This is a genomic window from Algivirga pacifica, assembly GCF_039543525.1.
In the GTDB taxonomy this organism is placed as follows: Bacteria; Bacteroidota; Bacteroidia; order Cytophagales; family Flammeovirgaceae; genus Algivirga; species Algivirga pacifica.
In genome coordinates this window covers 42,339-62,507 of the sequence record NZ_BAABJX010000065.1, presented here as the reverse complement: position 1 = coordinate 62,507, position 20,169 = coordinate 42,339, and the positions used below count along the sequence as shown (strand labels likewise).

Annotated in this window: 18 protein-coding genes; 15 read left to right on the top strand and 3 right to left on the bottom strand. The window is 40.9% G+C overall.

All coding sequences use genetic code 11. The features are described 5' to 3' along the window. Nucleotides 1-369 precede the first annotated feature (369 nt). The 9 genes from pbpC to ABD985_RS20145 all read left to right on the top strand — a co-directional run bounded on the left by pbpC (nt 370) and on the right by ABD985_RS20145 (nt 10,883). Entirely contained in the window at nt 370-2,658 is a 2,289-nt protein-coding gene (gene pbpC / locus ABD985_RS20185; RefSeq protein WP_345374974.1) for a penicillin-binding protein 1C, read from the top strand. Nucleotides 2,659-2,987: 329 nt separating this feature from the next. Continuing rightward, entirely contained in the window at nt 2,988-3,476 is a 489-nt protein-coding gene (locus ABD985_RS20180) for a hypothetical protein (protein ID WP_345374972.1), read from the top strand. A 190-nt stretch (nt 3,477-3,666) separates the two neighbouring features. Then, a complete protein-coding gene (locus ABD985_RS20175) occupies nt 3,667-4,104 on the top strand; it encodes a hypothetical protein (RefSeq protein ID WP_345374970.1) in 438 nt (145 codons plus the stop codon). 221 nt (nt 4,105-4,325) lie between these two features. Continuing rightward, nucleotides 4,326-5,087 (top strand): hydroxyethylthiazole kinase, encoded by a 762-nt coding sequence (gene thiM, locus ABD985_RS20170; RefSeq protein WP_345374968.1) that lies wholly within the window; start codon nt 4,326-4,328, stop codon nt 5,085-5,087. Next, a complete protein-coding gene (gene thiE / locus ABD985_RS20165; RefSeq protein ID WP_345374966.1) occupies nt 5,084-5,713 on the top strand; it encodes a thiamine phosphate synthase in 630 nt (209 codons plus the stop codon). The genes thiM and thiE overlap by 4 nt, the downstream gene beginning before the upstream one ends. Before the next feature lie 180 nt (nt 5,714-5,893). Next, the gene (locus tag ABD985_RS20160) at nt 5,894-6,469 is read left to right on the top strand and encodes a Crp/Fnr family transcriptional regulator (RefSeq protein WP_345374964.1); all 576 of its coding nucleotides are present in this window, start codon (nt 5,894-5,896) and stop codon (nt 6,467-6,469) included. A 67-nt stretch (nt 6,470-6,536) separates the two neighbouring features. Continuing rightward, nucleotides 6,537-7,109: an NAD(P)H-dependent oxidoreductase gene (locus tag ABD985_RS20155; protein WP_345374962.1), complete on the top strand. Its 573-nt coding sequence runs from the start codon at nt 6,537-6,539 to the stop codon at nt 7,107-7,109. A 245-nt stretch (nt 7,110-7,354) separates the two neighbouring features. Next, nucleotides 7,355-9,346 carry a TonB-dependent receptor gene (locus ABD985_RS20150; protein WP_345374960.1) on the top strand — a complete coding sequence of 664 codons (1,992 nt, stop codon included), beginning with the start codon at nt 7,355-7,357 and terminating at the stop codon, nt 9,344-9,346. Between the two features lie 304 nt (nt 9,347-9,650). Next, nucleotides 9,651-10,883, top strand: coding sequence for a type 2 periplasmic-binding domain-containing protein (locus ABD985_RS20145; RefSeq protein WP_345374958.1), 1,233 nt, complete (start codon nt 9,651-9,653; stop codon nt 10,881-10,883). 86 nt (nt 10,884-10,969) lie between these two features. On the opposite strand, the gene ABD985_RS20140 is transcribed toward ABD985_RS20145, so the two are convergent. Beyond that, on the bottom strand, nt 10,970-12,232 hold the full coding sequence (locus ABD985_RS20140) for a uracil-xanthine permease family protein (protein ID WP_345374956.1): 1,263 nt from the start codon (nt 12,230-12,232) through the stop codon (nt 10,970-10,972). Nucleotides 12,233-12,471: 239 nt separating this feature from the next. On the opposite strand from ABD985_RS20140, the gene trhA reads away from it, so the two are divergent. The 4 genes from trhA to ABD985_RS20120 all read left to right on the top strand — a co-directional run bounded on the left by trhA (nt 12,472) and on the right by ABD985_RS20120 (nt 15,865). After that, nucleotides 12,472-13,122, top strand: coding sequence for a PAQR family membrane homeostasis protein TrhA (gene trhA / locus ABD985_RS20135; RefSeq protein ID WP_345374954.1), 651 nt, complete (start codon nt 12,472-12,474; stop codon nt 13,120-13,122). Nucleotides 13,123-13,371: 249 nt separating this feature from the next. After that, nucleotides 13,372-14,364, top strand: a complete 993-nt coding sequence (locus ABD985_RS20130; RefSeq protein ID WP_345374952.1) for a S41 family peptidase — start codon at nt 13,372-13,374, stop codon at nt 14,362-14,364. A gap of 246 nt (nt 14,365-14,610) precedes the next feature. Continuing rightward, on the top strand, nt 14,611-15,369 hold the full coding sequence (locus ABD985_RS20125) for an alpha/beta hydrolase (RefSeq protein ID WP_345374950.1): 759 nt from the start codon (nt 14,611-14,613) through the stop codon (nt 15,367-15,369). Next, nucleotides 15,356-15,865: a hypothetical protein gene (locus ABD985_RS20120; protein WP_345374948.1), complete on the top strand. Its 510-nt coding sequence runs from the start codon at nt 15,356-15,358 to the stop codon at nt 15,863-15,865. The genes ABD985_RS20125 and ABD985_RS20120 overlap by 14 nt, the downstream gene beginning before the upstream one ends. Before the next feature lie 228 nt (nt 15,866-16,093). Here the strand turns inward: ABD985_RS20120 and ABD985_RS20115 are convergent, their stop codons facing one another. After that, nucleotides 16,094-16,795: a hypothetical protein gene (locus tag ABD985_RS20115; RefSeq protein ID WP_345374946.1), complete on the bottom strand. Its 702-nt coding sequence runs from the start codon at nt 16,793-16,795 to the stop codon at nt 16,094-16,096. 51 nt (nt 16,796-16,846) lie between these two features. After that, nucleotides 16,847-18,115: a thioredoxin family protein gene (locus ABD985_RS20110; RefSeq protein ID WP_345374944.1), complete on the bottom strand. Its 1,269-nt coding sequence runs from the start codon at nt 18,113-18,115 to the stop codon at nt 16,847-16,849. A gap of 214 nt (nt 18,116-18,329) precedes the next feature. On the opposite strand from ABD985_RS20110, the gene ABD985_RS20105 reads away from it, so the two are divergent. Both ABD985_RS20105 and ABD985_RS20100 read left to right on the top strand, forming a co-directional pair. Then, nucleotides 18,330-19,340: an NAD-dependent epimerase/dehydratase family protein gene (locus ABD985_RS20105; RefSeq protein ID WP_345374942.1), complete on the top strand. Its 1,011-nt coding sequence runs from the start codon at nt 18,330-18,332 to the stop codon at nt 19,338-19,340. Then, nucleotides 19,321-20,166, top strand: a complete 846-nt coding sequence (locus ABD985_RS20100) for an MBL fold metallo-hydrolase (protein WP_345374939.1) — start codon at nt 19,321-19,323, stop codon at nt 20,164-20,166. Before ABD985_RS20105 ends, ABD985_RS20100 begins: the two co-directional genes overlap by 20 nt. Nucleotides 20,167-20,169: the final 3 nt, after the last annotated feature.

Genomic DNA, 20,169 nt, shown 5'->3' with positions numbered 1-20,169 from the left:
TATCCCATATCAACATTTCGTGATAGAATCATGATTTTTGTATTAGAATGGGGGGCATTGTATCAAAAATGGCCTAAGTACTGGTCCTAGTGTCCTCGCTAGGACCTTAGGCATTATTTGAGCGTCTTCGCTCTGGTTGTATAAACTTGAGCGTGGACGCTCCTATTATATTATAGTCTTTGCGAGGACGCAAAGACCAGTGTCTACTTTTTCCTTAAGCGTACAGCATTGAGCATGCTTTACAAAATGCTATAAATTCATAAGTCATTTTTTCTACTAAACAAGCTTTCAACAACGCACATGCAAACCTTATTTATTTTTCTGCGAAGGCATAAAATCAAACTGGCATTAGCACTGGCTATTCCGTGTATGATTTTAATGATACCTCTTCCTTCTCCGCTCTTCCAGAATCCCTATGTGACTACGCTGGAATCTGCAGAAGGGGATTTGCTTGGAGCCGTGATTGCAGAGGATCAACAGTGGCGTTTTCCAGCATCAGATTCTATACCTCAAAAGTTCGAAACGGCGCTTCTCTTATTTGAAGATGAATATTTCTACTATCATGTAGGTGTCAATCCGGTCTCCATTTTCAGAGCGATTCATCAAAATTTTCTGGCAGGGAGAATTGTGAGTGGAGGAAGTACCATTAGTATGCAAACGGTAAGGATGGCGTATGGCAATCAAAAGCGAACGTATCCGCAGAAGTTTTTGGAACTATTGGCAGCGTTAAAATTAGAACTTTACTATAGCAAAAAGGAAATTCTTCAACAATATGCCGACCATGCTCCTTTTGGAGGAAATATTATTGGATTAAAAGCTGCTTCCTACCGATACTTTGGTCGTCCTGCGCATAAACTATCCTGGGCAGAAACGGCCATGCTTGCCGTTTTACCCAACAACCCTGCTTCGATTTTCCCCGGAAAAAATCAGGAGCGCCTCAAGGAAAAGAGAGATCAATTACTTCATAAACTCAATGAAAGAGGGTTTCTGTCTCAAGATGAGCTTTACCTTGCCAAGCAAGAGCAGCTTCCTTCTTCCCCTAAACCGTTGCCCCAATTGGCCTACCATTTATTGCGAAGGGGCATCAATGAGGGGCACAAAGGGAGTAATATAAAAAGTACCCTACAAACCTATTTGCAAAAAGAAGCCAGCAGGAAACTCAATCGCTATAGCCGCAAGATGAAATACAATCAAGTCCACAATGCGGCAGCCATTATTTTAGATATTTCTTCAGGGAATACCCTTGCGTATGTAGGTAACACATCTTCTACTATGGGTGATCATGGACAACATGTCGATATCATTACTTCCAGACGATCTCCCGGCAGTCTTCTGAAGCCTATTCTATATGCAGCAGCCTTGGATGAGGGACTGATGATGCCCAAGCAACTGTTACCGGACAAGCCCTTATTTTATAAAGGGTTTACGCCCAGGAACTTTGACAAGGCCTATAGAGGAATGGTACCCGCCGATGATGCCCTCGTAAGTAGTTTGAATGTTCCCTTTGTTCATCTTTTGATTGAATATGGTCATGAGAAGTTTCATCAAAAGCTGCAGGAGGTGGGGTTTACCCACTTTAACCAGCCTGCCGACCATTACGGATTGTCTATGATTTTGGGAGGTGGTGAAACGTCTCTTTGGGAAATAAGCGCCGTATATGCCAGCATGGTGAGGGCCTTTCAGAACTACACGGAACGCCCTTTACATAAATGGTATGCTCAAGAAGATTATCACCCGAATTATTATACCCCAACGACTCCGAAAAATGAGCAATTATCCAAAGATGGTCCGTTGCGTGTGTTATCGATAAGGTATGCGCTGGAAGCCATGCAACGTGTAGAGCGACCAGATCAGGAAGCAGGGTGGAAATACTACGGATCGGCAAGAAATATAGCCTGGAAAACGGGGACCAGCTTTGGTCATCGGGATGCCTGGGCGATTGGAGTAAACGGAAAATATCTTGTAGGGGTATGGATTGGAAATGCAGACGGGGAAGGAAGGCCAGGGCTGACGGGAGTAAGCGCTGCAGCACCATTGATGTTTGATCTATTTTCGCTTGTACAAGGCTCTTTAGAGTTGGAAGAATACTATGGAGAAGAGATAATGGTGTGTAAGCAAAGTGGGATGCTGGCCTCCAAAAACTGCCCGGACGCTTACCCTATGCAATTAGAAACCTATATGACTAAAGGGAATCAGTGCCAGTATCATAAGGTATTGCATCTGAACAAGGAAGCGACGCATCAGGTCAATAGCAGTTGCTACGCCATTGGGGAGATGGTGAATCAAGAGTGGTTTATTCTACCCCCTGTGGAGGCATGGTATTACCAACGTTTTCACCCTGAATATAAAAATGTTCCCCCTTTCTTATCGCATTGTAAGCAAACCGACAGTAAAACCTATTTTGATCTTATTTATCCCCATAGCTACCGAAAGGTCCATATTCCAATCGACCAGGAAGGACAACGAGGACATGCCGTCTTTGAGGCTGCCCATGAGGATGCCTCCACCAATATCTATTGGCATATTGATAATCAGTATCTGGGCTCTACGAAAAGTACGCATCAAATAGCAGTACAGGCTCCAAAAGGGGTACATTTGCTGACGCTGGTCGATGATCTGGGCAACGAAATTAAGCAAGAGTTTGAGGTGGTGGACTAAGTAGGCCAATCGCATCAGGAGCTTCATGAGGTTCATATATCTTGAAGCCTTCTAAATACTGGTCCTAGCGTCCTCGCTAGGATCTTAAACATAATAGGAGCGTCCTCGCTCCGGTTACATAAGCTTGAGCGTGGACGCTCTCATTATGTTTTGGTCTTTGCGAGGACGTAAAAACCAGTTTCTACGATTCCTTTAAGTTAGTAGTATAAATAGGGCTATCAGTGTGTCCAAAGCGTTGGGATATGCACAAATTAGTTCAAATCAGTAGGCAGAGCAAGATGGTTAAAGTGCATAAATGAACTAAGTTTATTAGAGCTGAAAGTAAAAGCATGGCATTATATCAATTACACCTAACAGTTGTTCCAAGGAAAGGATTATTACTAAAACATGGGGGAATACCTGATCAAGTTACAGTTCAAATTAAGGATGGCTGCTTTTACCCTATGACAGAAGGTTATTGGAGCTTATTAGAAGTTGAGCCGAGAGGGATTAGTCATGAAATCGATCGAATGGTAGATAGAGGGAATTTTGGTAATGACGAATTTTGGCTCAATTGGAAAACTTATACTGATAAGGTAGATAATGATGCTTCATTGACAATCAATAAGGAAACAGGTAAAGTAGAAGAATTGTATTTTAGAGCAGATCTACGAGAGGTTAGGTTAGTCTTTCTTATGGAGATGATAGAATTGGGGAGGAAGTATGATTGGCTATTTATGGACATTAAAGGGAACTTAGTGAATCCGAATTGGGATGAAATAAAGGATCTAATCAGTAAATGGAATAAAGTGGGATTCTTAAAAAATGCTTCCATATGAATACTCAAAATGGCCTAAGATAGGAGATGCCGTGAAGTGTAATATCGCTTATTACAGGTTTGAGGATTGACAAATTGGCTTGAGGTGGAGGTGTTACAAATTGCTGGAGAAATAGAAAAGTTAACGGACGGGTTTGTACCCCCAAACCCGTCTGAATCATTATTTCAAAAAGCTCTTAAAGACTTATCTTATGAGAACTATAAGTAGAACCCTTTCAGGATATCTGTTACTGTTGATTTTTTCTTGTACAGAAACTAAAAAGGAACATACGGAATATGCTATTCGTACAACCCATAAAGCATATCCTAATAAGTCAAACGCAGATAGGATAAAGCGAAATAGTCCTAAACTAATATTCTTTGAACACAATTTTGAGAAGGACTTGGTGGCTTATGCTTATAATCAAAACCAGGTATTTGAAGAAGAGATTTTAGAAACTAGAGCTGTATTGGGATTAGCGAATCACTTGCAGGTACCGGATACGGCGAAGTATGCTTATATAAGTATTAATAATGGCCCAGTAGTATTCATTGACCTGGACAGTAATACTAACTTTATAGGAGTAAGATATTATAAGGACAGTTTACTGAATATACACGTATACGAGAAAGTACGGTTTTATTACTAGTCTAAATACTGGTCCTAGCGTCCTCGCTAGGACCTCAAGCATAATAGGAGCGTCCTCGCTCCAGTTGTACAAGCCTGAGCCGGTTGTTTCAGCTGCAGAGATTAGAAGGATATATGATTCCGCAGACCACGACAAGAGAAACCCGAAAGTCCATAGAAGTAAGACGGCCTTCCAACGCTTCACAAAATTTCTTACTACCTTGCACAAAAATTAACCATAATATGAAAAATACATCAGTAATCAAGAAGCTTAAGGAGCAGTCTCCTATCGTTCATAATATCACCAACTATGTGGTCATGAACAATACGGCGAATGCTTTATTGGCTATAGGTGCATCTCCTATTATGGCGCATGCTCCTCAAGAAATGGAAGATATGGTTTCCATCTCCTCTTCTTTGGTGATCAATATGGGGACGCTCAGTGAAAAGTGGGTGGAGGCCATGGTATTAGCCATTAAGAAAGCGAAAGAAACGGGTACTCCTTGTGTGTTTGACCCGGTAGGGGTTGGTGCCTCAAAATATAGAATGGAAACCGCCAAGAGAATTATAGAAGCAGCTACCCCTGAGGTGATCCGTGGAAATGCTTCTGAGATTATGGCATTGGCACAAGTGACGGGCAGTTCCAAAGGTGTAGATAGTACGATGGATTCTCAGGATGCCATTGAGGCAGCAAAAAGCCTATCGAAAGAACTAAACAATACCGTTGTGATTAGTGGTGCCGTGGATTATATCATCACACAAGATAAGGTGAGTGAGGTAGAAGGAGGAAGTCCAATGATGACGAGAGTGACCGGTATGGGGTGTACCTCTACGAGTATTGTGGGGGCTTGCATTGCCGTGGAAGAGGATAGGCATCAAGCAGCCGTCGCGGCCATGGAACTGATGAGTGAGGCAGGAAGCAGAACAGCAGCAATTGCGAAAGGTCCTGGAAGTTTCCAAATGAACTTTTTAGATAGTTTATACCAAATCCTTCAGGAAGCATGAGTATAATAGACTACTCTTTAATGTATGTCACGGATGATAGAATCACGGATGATAATGCGTTTTTTGAGATTTTGGAAGCAACCTTAAAAGGAGGTACGACGATTGTTCAGCTCAGGGAAAAGCAGTTGCATACCAGGGCTTTTTACCATCGAGCAGTAGAGTCGAAAAGGCTATGTGATTTGTACGGTATTCCATTAATTGTCAACGATAGAATAGATATTGCGCTGGCAGTGGATGCCCATGGGGTGCATATTGGTCAAAAGGATTTGCCCGTTGCCATGGCCAGAGAGTTACTGCAGGCGAACAAGATTATAGGCCTGTCAGTGAGTAATGTACAGCAAGCGCATGAAGCCAATGCTTTAGCAGTAGACTATATAGGGCTATCTCCTATTTTTGGGACGTTTACCAAAACGGCAGACTTGGACCCTCCTTTAGGAATCGAAGGGTTGAAAGTGATCCGGGAAGTATCTTCAAAACCTATTGTAAGCATAGGTGGTGTCGATAAAGGGAATGCTGCAGAAGTGATGACCAATGGCTCTGACGGTATTGCGGTTGTATCGGCCATTTCTAAAGCGGATAATCCGGAAAATGCTACCCGGGAATTAAGGAAAGTGCTATCCATTTAGGTTGAAAGGCTGATTATATACCAGAAAACTAGTCGTAGGATTTTCCTACGATCCATCAGCCCAACAACTGGTCGTAGGATTTTCCTACGACCAACCAGCGTTTTTATCGAGGCTCCTGCTTACGACTAGTGAAGAGTGGAGGGAAAAACACCCATTCAAATTCTACCTGAATATATACCCATGAATAAACAACTGGAAGCATATCTAAGAGGTGTCAATATTTTTTCAGAAGAGGAAATTAAAGCGATGCCTAATTACTTTAAACCTCTTAAACTTCAGAAAGGTGATTACTTTATTCGTGAAGGACAGGTGTGTAAGAAGGTAGGGTTTATTGTATCCGGTATATTAAGACATTATTATGTCTCCAGTAAGGAGGAAGAGGTCACCTATTGCTTGGCTTTTCCGGGAACTCTATCAGCAGCTTACTCTTCCTGGCTTACCCAACAGAAAACCTTTGAGAGTATTCAGGCCATTACAGAGGTAACATTATGGGTGATCAATAAGGATGATTTTATCCGTTTGGAGGAATCCAGCGAAAATTGGTTGCGTTTTTCTAAAGTATTGGCAGAGGGTTCTTATCTGGAGATGGAGAAGCGTATGTTGCTGTTGCAGAAAGAAACGGCAGAGAAAAGGTATGAGGATCTGATCAATAATTATCCGGACTATTTACAGCATATCCCCTTGAAGTACCTGGCGTCTTATTTAGGTATAACCCAACGTCATCTTAGTAGACTGAGATCAAAAAAATCCTTTTAGACATTTGTCCTATAAGCTCTTAGGGGAATACTATAATTTTGCTTCATAATAATGAAATAAAATAGTTATGAAAACGACGATAGTATTTGCACACCCTTGGCATGGTAGTTTTAACAAAGCGATTCTAGATACGATTACGAATAAATTGGAAGCTAACTCCAAAGAATACCAAGTAATTGATTTGAATAAGGATAACTTTGACCCTGTGTTAAGAGAGAAAGATCTTGCGTTATACGCTAAAGGGCAAACGACGGATGAATTGGTGATCAAGTATCAGGAGATGTTGAAAAATACGGAAGAGTTGATTTTTGTCTTTCCAATCTGGTGGTATGATATTCCAGCTATTCTTAAGGGTTTTATTGATAAAGTAATGTTGAAGGATTTCTCTTATGTGGAAACAAAGACAGGACTTAAAGGACTTTTGACACATATCAAGAAAACCAAAGTGATTACGACCTCAGAGGTGCCAACATGGTACTTAACACTATTAGGAGGAAATACCATTAAGAAAACGTTTATAAAAGCTTCCCTAAAAGGGATTGGATTAAAAAAAGTACAGTGGTTGAACCACGGGCAAACCTCTTCAGGAAAGGATGAAAAGAGATCAGGATTTTTGAAAAAGGTGGAAAAGCTTTTCTAGTATACATATTAATTCTATAACTGGTCGTAGGATTTTCCTATGACCCATCAGCGTTTTTATTGAGGCTCTAGCCTCGAGTACTATACGTGATACGAGGCTGGAGCCTTGATAAAAGCGCTTTTAAGTCGTAAGCAGGAGCTTACGACTAGTGGAGGAATCAAGAGGTGTTTAGTGTTTTTTATAAAATTCTGATATTTTTGCGGCAAACAAACACTTTCAATCCGTAATTGTCAGAACTAACAGTAATGAAAAACTTTATAGCTGTACTGTTTACAGTACTTATGAGTACCCAAATGTTTGCACAAGAGATCGCTCTTGATACCGCGAAACAATTGGAGGAAGTAATCATCAATTATCAGGCAGATCAAAAAACGCCGGTCACTTACCAGAATATAAAATCAGCAGAACTGAAGCTAAAATCGGTAGGGCAGGAACCATCCTTTTTACTGGCCGAAACACCTTCTGTTACCAACTATTCTGATGGAGGTGGCTCTCAGGGATATTCGTACTTTAGATTAAGGGGAATTGATCAGGTAAGAATCAATATGACGTTTGACGGTGTTCCGTTGAATGATCCCCAAGATCAAGGAACTTATCTATCCAATTACCCTGATTTACTTAATTCAGTCAGTAAGATTCAAATCCAAAGAGGCGTTGGACTATCCCAAAATGGCGTGGCAAGTTATGGAGGTAGTGTACAGCTGTACTCGCCTAATCTACGCGACCCCAAAAAAGCTACAGTAGGATTAGGCTATGGTTCTTTCAATAGCTTAAGAGCTTTTGGAGAGTACAACAGTGGAGTGAAAAATAACAAAGCCTTTTATGTGAGAGCGTCTCAAGTTTATTCGGATGGGTATAAATATCACGCTTCCAACAATTCGAGCTCCATTTTTATGAAGGGAGGGATTTTTAAGGAAAAGTCGACCTGGAAAATGAGTGTGTTGGCAGGACAGCAACGAAACGGTATGGCTTGGTTAGGAGTGAGCGACTCCCTGATCAATATCGATAGAAGAACCAATGCGAATGCAGAGCAGGAAACAGACCGAGTTTTCCAAGGCCTTGCGCAAGTGCAAAACACTTGGCAAATCAGCCCTTCTTCTTTTCTGGAGTCCAGTGTATACTATACTTATCTGAAAGGGGATTATGACTTTGATTTTAATAATTTCCTAGGATTTCCATCTACAGAGGAGCTGTACAATTATGCCTTTGAGTCAGATCTTGTAGGGGCTTTTAGTAATTATACGTACACAAGAGATCGCCTTTCCTGGACAACAGGATTTCACGGAAACCTATATAATAAAAGACATATAGGAAGTGAAAAAGAACTAGGTCAGCTGTACAAGAATACCGGCTTCAAAAATGAAGTGAGCGTCTTCACCAAAGCAGAATATAAGGTCAATTGGTTGACATTTTTTGCCGATATCCAATACCGTTATGTAACCTTTGATTACGAAGGAGCGATTCCTTTTGAAAAATTGGATTGGGATTTTATCAGTCCAAAAGCGGGTATTAGTGCTACTTTGAACAGCAATTCAACCTTGTACTACAGTGTCGGAGGCACAGGAAGAGAGCCTACACGAAATGATATGTTCGGAGGAAATGACGATTTACTGGCTGACGAGTCAGGAAATCCACTGCTATTTAATACGGAGGCAGAGTATGTGATTGATCAGGAACTAGGATTCAGGTATCAGGCTCAAAAGTTGAATGTTAACTTCAATCTTTACTACATGGATTTCCAAAATGAAATCGTGTTGGATGGTAAATTTGGCCCTAACGGATTGGCGTTGACCAATAATGTGGAGAAAAGTATTCGAACAGGAGCAGAACTAACGGCTGCCTATAAGATCAATGAAAACTTTTCATTAATCAATAACTCTTCGTTCAACTATAGTAGAATAAAAGAACAATCGGAGACCTTCAGTCCAATATTGACACCAGCAGTGATTGTCAATCAGGAAGTCGTATACCATAACAACAACTTCACCTTAGGGGTATCGGCCAGATATCAGGATGCTTCTTATATTGATTTTGCCAATAGCGAAAAGGTAGAGGGATATGTTTTGGTGAATAGTAGAGCAAGTTACAACTTCAATAAATTACAGGTTTCCCTATTCTTGAATAATATCACCAATACGGAATATTTCAATCAGGGATATGTAGACTATGATGGCAGTACAAAATACTTTGTACAGGCACCAATGAACTTTTATACGTCCGTGCAGTATAGTTTTTAATTTGTGTAGAAACTGGTCGTAGCTATTAAGTTTGAATAAATAATCGTCATACTACTAAATAGCTTTGTTGAGGGCACTGCGTGCCGTTGAGTGGAGCTTCGCTCCGTTGAGTAGTGCTTTGCACTGTTGAGTTTTTAACGTGTGCTATATCTCAACGTGCGGAGCACATCTCAACGGCACGCAGTGCTACTCAACCAGCGACGCAAGTCGCCTCAACTGTCGGTTATTTATTCAAACTTAATTAATCACTAAAGATTGGTGTATTAAATACAGGTCTATGTAGCTTCTAAAGACGATAAATACGATGAAAAATTTGATCAAAGGCACCTTCCTTATTGTCACCTTCCTTAGTTTTTTTATTGGAGAAGCTGTCGCTCAGGACACACTAATGCAGCGAAGAAGGGACTTAGTAGTTTCCTTATATCCTTATTTGCCGAATGCCAGTGATCTGTATTGGAAGATAGAAAGAGCTTTTGAAGAAAAGCATCCGGAAATCAACCTGCAGATTCAACTGAATACGGTCGATTATTACTCACAGGATAGTGTCAACAGAAAGGGGATCAGCTTTGACGAAGCGGATGTGTATGAGCTGGACTGTGTTTTTCTGGAAGAGTTTATCCAAAGTGGCAAAATCCAAAAGATTCCTGCTACGTATCAGCAACGTATGGAAGACTATCTTCCGATGGCTAGTATCGCCGTAAAGGACAGTAGCTGGTATGGGGTCCCTCATTGGGTTTGTGGAAACTTTATGTATTACAAAAAGGGCGACCAGGAAGTTGATAACGTTTCTAACTTGGATGAGTTAGAAAAAGTATTGGAAAATAGCTCATCCAAAGACGGTTTATTGATCGACCTAAAGGGGAGTTCTACCATTGGAGAACTCTACCTGGATGCGCTTTTTGACGAACTGGAGGATTATGAATCGGCAAAGTCTTACTTATCGTCTGATCATATCAATACCACAGCCGTAAACAACTTGAATAGATTGCTTGCATTAACAGCAGATAGCTTGGGTAGAATAGATAATTACCACAATCGCTTGGGATATTATGCAAGGGAGTTTACAAAGAAGGAAGGGCGTGTGTATGTGGGGTATGCGGAAGCAAGTTATTATATGGTGACAGAGCAGTTGCAATCTTGCTCTCTGGAAGATAGCTGTCTGCAAACCGAGGAGGTTAAAGTAGGGGAGTGGTCAATTTCTAATAATGGCTCAACACCTATCGGATGGGTAGACCTGTTGGTGATTGATGCTAAGGTAAAGGACCAAAAGCTGGAGGATGCCCAAACCTTTATACAGTTTATGATGGAAGATGAGACCTATAAGTCCATCTTGATGCCCGGGTGGAATGAGGCACCCCGTTATATTCTACCTGCTAAAGAGCACCTCTATTCAGACCATGAGTTACTGGAGAGTGCCCCGCTTTACAAACAGTTTTATCCGATTATTAAGAAGGCGATTCCTGTTTCTGATATGGGATTAAATCATGCTTTGAGGACAATAGGAGAAAAGCTGGATAAGGAGTTGTTGACGCAGTAAAGAGGGGAAGCGATCTGAACGACATCCATAAAAAAAAGGCTAGCCGATCAACGGCTAGCCTTTTTTTAAAAGATTATTCTGCTTTATTATTGCTCAATCCCTTCTTCTTCCAAAGCATCGATTTTCTCTAGCTCCTCTTTTTCTGGTAGAGGCTCAGAGTGTTTCGGTAGGATTAAGTTAAGAACAATACCTACCAGTGAAGCCAAACCAATACCGGAAAGTGAGAAGTTGCCGAATGAGATGGCAGCCCCTCCAATACCTATGGTAAGGATTACTGAGATAATTACCTGATTTCTGGTCTTGTTAAAGTCTGTATGTGACTCTACCAATGTTTTGATCCCTACACTCGTAATCATACCGAAAAGGAGGATCATAATACCGCCCAATACTGAGGTTGGAATGGTTTTTAGCAAACCACTCACTTTTCCGATCAGGGAGAACAGGACGGCCACAATCGCCGAGATTCTTAGAATACGTGGATTGGTGATTTTCGTAAGAGAGATCGCTCCGGTAACTTCTGAGTAAGTTGTGTTCGGAGGTCCACCAAGGAATCCGGCAACAGCAGTGGCTACCCCATCCCCAAGCATGGTGCGGTGTAGTCCTGGCTCTTTAACAAAGTCTTTCTTGGCTACAGCACTGATCGCATACATGTCACCGATATGCTCAATTAGGGGAGCAAAGGCTACCGGAATCATATACAAGATGGCATGGTAATTAAACTCAGGAGCAGTCAGGGCAGGGAAGGAGAACCATGCGGCCTCTTTAAGAGGAGTGAAGTCTACGATGCCAAGGCCAAAAGCCGTGAAGTACCCGACAATGATCCCGACGAAAATAGGAATCAGTTTTAGGATGCCTTTGCCGTAAACGACTGCAAAGATCGCAGTGGCTAATGAGGCAATTGCTACAATCCAGTTGGATTTGGCCATGTCGATAGCAACAGGTGCCAGAGAAAGACCGATAACCATAATTACTGGTCCCACAACGACAGCAGGGAAGAAGCGCTCGATGATCTTTTGTCCATATCCTTTGACAAGGGCAGAAGCGATCCCATAAACGAGTCCGACCGCTATCAACCCTGACAATGTACCGGCATAGCCGTATAACTTAGTGCTTTCTACAATTGGCGCAATAAAAGCAAAGCTACTGCCAATAAATACAGGGACTTTGCCTTTGGTAATCAAGTGAAATATGAGTGTTCCGACCCCTGCGGTAAAAAGTGCGACGGCAGGGTCTATGCCAATGAGTAAGGGAACAAGTACGGTTGCCCCAAAGGCAACAAACAAGAACTGCGTACCCAACAGGGTATCTTTCAGTAGATTGCTATTTGTATTGGTGAAGTTGTTTTGCATACGCTCCATAGTTATTTGGATCACAAAATTAAGGGTATGGTGAAAGATTAGGAAGCGCCGTTAGTATGCACTAACATATATTAGATTATATTGAGAGTAGGTAGGATTTTTTTGATGAAGGATGAAGTGCAGAAAAAAATTGAGCAGTGAAGACCGAGGTCACCATATCCGTTTTGGTTTATGCATAACTTGTCATTATGAATATTTTTTAGAGGGTATAGCCTATAAATAACATTAGTATGACACAGACAACCATTACATCACAAACCAAAACAGAGGAGATTTTTAATGCAATTTCCCATGGGATTACAGCTGTGGCTTCCATCTCAGCCTTGACGATACTCATTATTTTTGGGGCCATGAGTGACAAGGACTGGAGCTTATTCAGTGCTTTGTTCTATGGCATCAGCTTGGTGTTGCTGTATACTTTTTCAACACTCTATCACGGGATACAGCATAGCAAAACGAAAAGGGTTTTTAATATCTTGGACCATTGTGGAATATTCCTTCTTATTGCTGGAACGTATACACCTGTATTACTGGTAAGTATAGGCGGCGCTACAGGGTGGACATTCTTTGGGATACAATGGGGACTGGCAGTCATTGGGATTATCCTGAAAACCTTCTATACCGGAAAGTACAACCTCATTTCAACATTGATGTATGCGGTGATGGGATGGTTGATTGTTCTCAAGATAGATTTGCTAAAAGAGCTACTGCCGATACCTGCCTTTTGGCTATTGACAGCGGGGGGATTAGCTTATACAGTGGGCATTGTTTTTTACTTGTTGGATAAAAAAATTAAGCTAGGACATTTTATTTGGCACCTATTTGTGATGGCCGGAAGTATTCTTCACTTTTTGATGATTGCATTGTATGTGATTAATTAGCAAATACTATTTTTAGGAGTGACTTCCCCTTTTCTATGAGAGTTGTTTTACTACTAAAAGCTTGCATGAAATCATATCTTTTGGAATAAAATTAGAGAAGTTTTATTCTTAAAATCTAGACTTCAAACAAGCTTTTACTGATTTTGATCGTAAATGTTTATTTTGTGAAAATCATATTCAAATTTAATATGAACTGAATGTAGCTATTTATCAAATCCAAACGAACTCTTAATGAAAACCAAAACTATAATGAAAACACTTTTTAGCACGCTACTTATTTTCACTTCACTGACGTTATTAGCCAAAGACCCTGTAAATGATCGTCAATTATTTTTGGACAAGGTTTTTAAAACACTAGAAGAGAATGTTGCTAATCCGATATGGTTAGAGGGGGAAGACTATCAAACCTTCAAAGCAAAAATGTATGCAGAAGAGACTCTATCATTGGAAGAAGGTGATTTCTATAAGGCATTCAATAAAGGCTGTAACAACCTTTCTTTTACGCATTTCTATTTAATATCTAAAAATTCGTCAGCTGCGGAAAATTCCGAAGCGATAAAAGAAGAACCAAAATTATTATCATGGAAGCCTTTAGGTGAAAGTATAGCCTATTTGGATGTTCGATCATTTGCGGGAGGTGCCCAGCAGATGATGACGGCATTGCAAGAGATTGGAACCGACACTTACAAAAACTTGATTATTGACCTGAGGTATAATGGAGGAGGCTCTTTGGATGCCCCCGTTATTCTGGGACAGTTTCTGACCAATAAGCCGATAGATGCAGGCGTATATCTTACCCGTAAGTGGTTTACCAAAAACAATGCATCAGCTACTGTAGAGGACATTGGGACATTTCCGTACTTAACGGATTTTACCTATCAAGGGATTATGAAGATGTTTGCAGAGGAAGCGGCTTTTCGTATGGTGGTACCAGGGCATGAACGTCCTGTTTTTAAAGGAAAAGTATTTGTCTTGGTAAATCAGTATACGGCCAGTGCTTGCGAACCGCTGATCTATCTTTTAAAGAAGGAAAAGATCGCAACGTTGGTGGGGAGTGCATCTGCTGGTGCGATGCTGAGTGCTAACGCATTTACCATTAATGAGGATTACGATGTTTTTGTCCCCGTATCAGATTACCAAACCTATGATGGAATTCGCTTGGATAAGGTAGGGGTACAACCCAATATCGCAATCGAAGCGGATAAAGCATTGGAACTTGTTTTAGAACAGTTACAGCAATAAGCTGTGTATAATATATTAGCTATGATAAGGCATTCCATTTTCTTTTAGAAGAAAACGGAATGCCTTATTAATTTGGGTAGTATTGTCCTTTATTTTTAAAAAAACACACATTTAAAGCGACTGTATAGTTAGCAATCAATACATTTATTACGTAATTGTAATAAGTTAGTACAATAGTGAAACAATATTTTCATTAACCGAGTTAATAGTTGAATTCTTTATGTTTTAACGATTCAACAGCAGTTCATGAAAAAACTTTTTCCTATCCTATTTTTATTAGTATTCACGGCGAGTTCCTGTTCTTATTTGCCGGAAAAGGTGAATTATTCTCCTACGGGAATTTCTATCTCTGAAAATACAGAGTATATCCAAATGACTTCTGAGGATATAGTCTCAGATCGTGCCTTGATCTATGTCCCAGGCTCTGGGGTAGATCCCCACGCTTATATGTCTTTGATGGAGAATGTGGTAAGGGCTGGTAATACGGTATTGATTCTGAAAATGCCTGCCAACCTGGCCATCTTGGAGTGGAAAAAGCCTTTGGAGATCGTAGAGGAGATGAAGGAGTTTAAGACCTGGTATATTGCAGGACATTCTTTGGGAGGAGTGACGTCTCAAATCTTAATTCATTCCTATCCGGATGTTTTCAATGGATTAATCGTACTAGGGGTATACCCTTCAGATGGACATTCCTTGGCAGATTGGGATCGCAATGTACTTTCCATTTATGCAGATAACGATGAGTTGGCTTCCGTAGAAGAGGTAGAGGAAAATAAACCTTACTTACCTACCCCTATAACGCTTGAAAGTATTGAGGACATGGATGCTCTTGAGGTAAGTCAGCCCTCTACGATTTACTATATGATTGAGGGAGGAAACCACGCTTTATTCGGAAACTATGGAGCACAAACCGGAGATGGAGTCGCAACCATTTCATTGGAAGAACAGCAGCGTCAGACAAGTACATTGATCAACAAATTTATCGATTGGAATGAGAACCGTTAAGCAATTTGGATTTATCCTGGGAGTATTGATGACAATATTTGCAGGTGCAGGGCAATTGCATGCCCAACATATAGAAGTAAAGGCAAGTTATATGCAAGGAGTAGCTTACAATGATGCCGCAGGCTTTTTTGGTGGGGGTAGTGAACTGTCCATAGATTATCTATTGAAAAGAAACGGCTATCAGTTCAATGCCGGAGTCGATGGTCGTATCGTGCAATGGGGACGACAAGTCAATCTCGCTTTTGGAGCGATCAAGGAAGTAGGAAAGAATATTGAAGTAGGGGCAGAGCTGCAAAGTGGTCTGGCGCTATTCCGCCCTTCAAGCCTTGGCGTATACGGAGGAAGTATCAAGGCGAATTACCTTTTCTTAAATAAAGAAAGCTGGAAGGCAGGAGTGGGCGTAGAAGCTCGATTGACCTCTAGTCCGGGGTATAAAGAATACAGTCAGGTACATACGTTAGTAGAGGTGCCAATAGGGTTGTTTATTCGTTTGTAGAGGAAATGATTAGCTGTGAATAATTAACCGACAGTTGAGGCGGCTTACGCCGCTGGTTGAGTGACACTGCGTGTCGTTGAGAAGTCCTTCGGACTGTTGAGAAAGATCAGTACTACAAAATCTCAACGGAGCGGAGCTCCACTCAACGGCACGCAGTGCCACTCAACCAGCGGCGTAAGCCGCCTCAACTGTCGGTGATTTATTAAACCGTAATTACCATCTTATTTTCTATAACCTATAATTCACCCCCAGTCCAAGGTTAAAAGGAGTATAAGGTAAGGCCTTATCCTTATTCGTAAATTGGTGCATCCAAGTGGCTCCTACTTTCAAGCTGAACTTTAGTTTATCTCCACCGGTTCTGATAAATCCAACAGGTTCCAGGACAAAACTATTGTCTTCATAGGTATCAAAAGTGGATTTAGGAGTCTCTGACTCATAATAGTATTCATCTGTCATAGAGGAGTGCATGAGCCCTGTTTTTAAACCAAATCCCGTTTCAAAATTAGATTTGGGACTGGAGATTTTTCCAAAATTCACTTGAGTAAAATACAGTTGGTAATCACCCTTTAAGTGGCCTCCGGTAGCACTGTTGAAAGCACTGGAGTACCCATATCCCAAGCCTCCATACAGCTCCATCACAGAGTGATTTTTTAAATTTTTGTAATAACCAGTGGCAGCCTGAAAATAATAGCCATCAGAGACGGCACTTCCATAGCCTTGTACCGCTATTTTGTCGGTAACCCCATAGGAAACAGTTGCATGGGCACTAGGAACCAAGGATACACCGGCATCTATTCTCATGTCACCCTTTTTGCTGATTAAGGGAATGTCAGTGGTCATCGGATGATAGACACAGCTACTGACTATAAATGGAACAGCAAAAGCAAAAGTCAGTAGATTTCGGTAAATAGTTGTTGGGATAGTCATCATTGAAATAAAATATAATTGAATAGAAATGTTTATTAAGAAATAGAGTATATACTATTGAGGTGGCAATGTAAAGTATACCCCCAAATGAATACCATTCTGATCAGGAAGAGAGGTGTTTAAATAATGTTGATAGGAGAGGGTGATTCCGAGCGTAGCGTCTCCTCCAAACTGATAGTCGATACCATAACGCATCCCATAATTGTGAGACGCTATACCGGCTAGGTTACCCGAAAAGTTGTATTGATAGAAGGGCGTAAGCAGTACATTAAATTCTGAAGGAATAACAAATGTGCTATTTTTATAAAAGGCATAGCCGAGACCTACAGGGAGGATAAGGGAAGAAAGCGTTTCTTCATTGATACCAGTACTAAAGTAACTCACCCCCGGACGGAACATAAATCGCTTTTTATTAAAGTGTGCGAAGCCTCCCACTTCAAACCCTGTTCCGCGTTGTACTTGCTCCTCACGAGAGGCATTAAAATGAGAAGCTAGCTTTACGCCAAACCTTACGCTTTCATAATCCTCTTTCGCTAGTTGGATATGGATTAACTCTTCTTCCGAGACTTGAATACTTTCCCCTTGGTAGGCGTATCCCTCATCGATAAACTGAAAAAGTCCTGCGGGGTCATCACGGTCTTTTCGATAGAAAATAATACCTACATTTCGGTTACTTACGTTCCTATCCGGCCTGATCATCAAAAAGGTAGGATAGCCAGCGATATTAAATTTTTTATTGAGTTTAGCTCCTTTATAGCTATCTACATCTACTTTTACAGGGATCACATCATTTCGAAGTCGGTGGATTACGGTATCCTGTTGAAAAAGTGTTTTATCCAGCAAACGACACATCCCACACCAACTGGCGTTCACATAGAGTAGGACTTGCTTTTCTTCTTTCTCGGCCAAGGCCAATGCACTATCCAGAGAAATATGTAAAAAAGGATCAATCAGCTTTTTTCTATGACCTTTGATTAAAACCGTTTCCAGCTCTTTGGCTTCTTCGTTCATATCACTGACACTTCGGTCCATATACACCATATATTGGTTTCTCTTCTTAAGCGGTAGGATATAAGTTTGATTTCCCTGATGTTGGATGATCAGCGTATCCCTTCCTTGTCCTTCTTGCAGGGTGATAGAGAAAAATCCCTTTTCGTTGGAGGTAACACTGGAGGTGGCATGATTGGAAGAGATTTGGGCTCCTACGATTATCTGCCTGTTTTTTTCATCAATTACGTACCCCGATATCGTACGGGTATTTTGGGCAAAAAGATGAAGTGAGGTAAATATGAAAAATAAAATTGTACTGAAAAAATGTTTCATTGTCATTTTGGGGTTATTGATTGTCTGATAATGTAGACAACTAGATTAAAGGTGATGGCAAATATTATTTTGAAATAATTCTATTAATCGATAGTTGTGTGACGATAATATGAATAAGTTGGAATTAACTTGAGGTGGAGTTCTAATTTGCTTACCTTTTCCTTCCTGTTTATTTTTTCAGTGTATTTTGCTGCTTTTTTGAACCCTATAACAAATGAATATTTTAATTACTGGAGCCACTGGTTTTTTAGGGAGTCGGTTAGTGGAAGATTTTTTTCAAAGAGATACCATTCATCATATTGTCGCTACCGGAAGAAAACCTGTAGCGGAAAGAATGATCGATTCGCCTAAGGTCAGTTATGTTTTTGGGGATCTGACCGATGAGTATTTTTTCTCAACACTGTTTGATCAAAATAGTATTGATATGGTGATCAACTGTGCTTCCCTTTCTTCTCCTTGGGGACGATATGAGCAGTTCTATCAGGCCAATTGCGTTACTCAAAAGCATATGATTCAGTATAGTAAGCAGTATGGCATCCTTCGATTTATATATATATCCAGTCCTACTATTTACTTCAACTATCAGCATGCCATTGACCTCAAGGAGGAAGCACCCTTGCCTAAAAAGTTTGTCAATCATTATGCGACAACGAAGAAAAGGGCAGAGGACATGCTGTGTGCCTCAGGATTGGAATATATAATTATCCGACCTCGAGCGATCATAGGAAGAGGAGATTCGGTGATTATGCCCAGGTTACTAAGGTCTTATCAGGAAGGTAGGTTGAAAATACTGGGAGATGGGAAAAATGTGGTGGATATGACTCCTGTCTCAAACCTGACGGAGGCTATACATTGTGCGGTGATGGCCGATAAGACAGCCTGCAATACTGATTACAATATCTCCAATGGAGAAGGAGTCGTATTATGGGATATGATTAATCTGGTTCTGAGATTGATGGGGTTAAAAGCTATCTCGAAAAAAGTCCCACTGGGCATTCTGATGATAGTAGCCTCCATGATGGAATGGAAAAGTCGATGGTTTTCACCAGATCAAGAGCCCACACTTACCCGATATACTGTAGGCGTATTGGCCATGCATTGTACTTTTTCTATCGATAAAGCCAAAAAGCTATTGGGCTATCAGCCTAAACAAAGTATTCCCGAGGCCATTCACGAATTTGCAGAATGGTATAAACAAAAAGAGCATGATGTTACTAAGGTATGAGATTATGGCAGCAGGGCACTGTACTGCTTATCATGGATTAGCGGTCGCTGGAGCACCTTTCAAACCCATTAAGTTTAGAGCAACCTTTGTCCATATAGAACATCCGGTACATGGACATATGCTATTTGATACGGGCTATACGCTGGATTTTTATAAGGTAACCAAACAGTTTCCGAATAAGATTTATGCCCAAATCACTAAAGTATTTATACAGAAGGAGGAGGAAGCAGTGGCCCAGCTCAGGGAAAAAGGGATTACTCCAGAGGAAATCAAGTACATCATCATCTCGCATTTTCATGCAGATCATATAGGCGGTTTACGGGATTTTCCGAATGCAACCCTTATTGCCAGTGCCAAAGCGGATGCTGCTATTCAAGGAAAAAAGGGATTCAAGGCCGTAAAGCACGGCTATATTCCAGCTTTGATGCCCGAGGATTATGAGGAGAGAAAGCAGTTGATTCAGGTGGAAGAAGGCAGTAAGTCAGATCCTGACCTGGGGGTACTTTACGACTTATTTAATGATGGGAGTATCTTAATCTGTCAATTGGAAGGGCATGCAAGGGGACAAATAGGTGCTTTACTACAAACAGAGGAAGGGCAAGTATTCATAGCCGCTGATGGTGCATGGCACAAGGAAAACTTTGAACAGTTACACTATCCCTCACGAATGGCTAGTATACTATTTGATTCTTGGAAAGAAGCGAAGAATACCCTGAGAAAAATACATCGTTTCCAACAGAACAACCCAGATACATTCATTTTTCCATGTCATTGTGAGACTTCTTACACGACTTATTTACAGAATAAATCGAAAACGATTCTTTAGGCT

Bases quoted from the DNA above. Each gene is read 5' to 3' on its own strand.
- pbpC (WP_345374974.1), top strand. From the start codon at position 370: ATGATTTTAATGATACCTCTTCCTTCTCCGCTCTTCCAGAATCCCTAT.
- ABD985_RS20180 (WP_345374972.1), top strand. From the start codon at position 2,988: ATGGCATTATATCAATTACACCTAACAGTTGTTCCAAGGAAAGGATTA.
- ABD985_RS20175 (WP_345374970.1), top strand. From the start codon at position 3,667: ATGAGAACTATAAGTAGAACCCTTTCAGGATATCTGTTACTGTTGATT.
- thiM (WP_345374968.1), top strand. From the start codon at position 4,326: ATGAAAAATACATCAGTAATCAAGAAGCTTAAGGAGCAGTCTCCTATC.
- thiE (WP_345374966.1), top strand. From the start codon at position 5,084: ATGAGTATAATAGACTACTCTTTAATGTATGTCACGGATGATAGAATC.
- ABD985_RS20160 (WP_345374964.1), top strand. From the start codon at position 5,894: ATGAATAAACAACTGGAAGCATATCTAAGAGGTGTCAATATTTTTTCA.
- ABD985_RS20155 (WP_345374962.1), top strand. From the start codon at position 6,537: ATGAAAACGACGATAGTATTTGCACACCCTTGGCATGGTAGTTTTAAC.
- ABD985_RS20150 (WP_345374960.1), top strand. From the start codon at position 7,355: ATGAAAAACTTTATAGCTGTACTGTTTACAGTACTTATGAGTACCCAA.
- ABD985_RS20145 (WP_345374958.1), top strand. From the start codon at position 9,651: ATGAAAAATTTGATCAAAGGCACCTTCCTTATTGTCACCTTCCTTAGT.
- ABD985_RS20140 (WP_345374956.1), bottom strand. From the start codon at position 12,232: ATGCAAAACAACTTCACCAATACAAATAGCAATCTACTGAAAGATACC.
- trhA (WP_345374954.1), top strand. From the start codon at position 12,472: ATGACACAGACAACCATTACATCACAAACCAAAACAGAGGAGATTTTT.
- ABD985_RS20130 (WP_345374952.1), top strand. From the start codon at position 13,372: ATGAAAACACTTTTTAGCACGCTACTTATTTTCACTTCACTGACGTTA.
- ABD985_RS20125 (WP_345374950.1), top strand. From the start codon at position 14,611: ATGAAAAAACTTTTTCCTATCCTATTTTTATTAGTATTCACGGCGAGT.
- ABD985_RS20120 (WP_345374948.1), top strand. From the start codon at position 15,356: ATGAGAACCGTTAAGCAATTTGGATTTATCCTGGGAGTATTGATGACA.
- ABD985_RS20115 (WP_345374946.1), bottom strand. From the start codon at position 16,795: ATGATGACTATCCCAACAACTATTTACCGAAATCTACTGACTTTTGCT.
- ABD985_RS20110 (WP_345374944.1), bottom strand. From the start codon at position 18,115: ATGAAACATTTTTTCAGTACAATTTTATTTTTCATATTTACCTCACTT.
- ABD985_RS20105 (WP_345374942.1), top strand. From the start codon at position 18,330: ATGAATATTTTAATTACTGGAGCCACTGGTTTTTTAGGGAGTCGGTTA.
- ABD985_RS20100 (WP_345374939.1), top strand. From the start codon at position 19,321: ATGATGTTACTAAGGTATGAGATTATGGCAGCAGGGCACTGTACTGCT.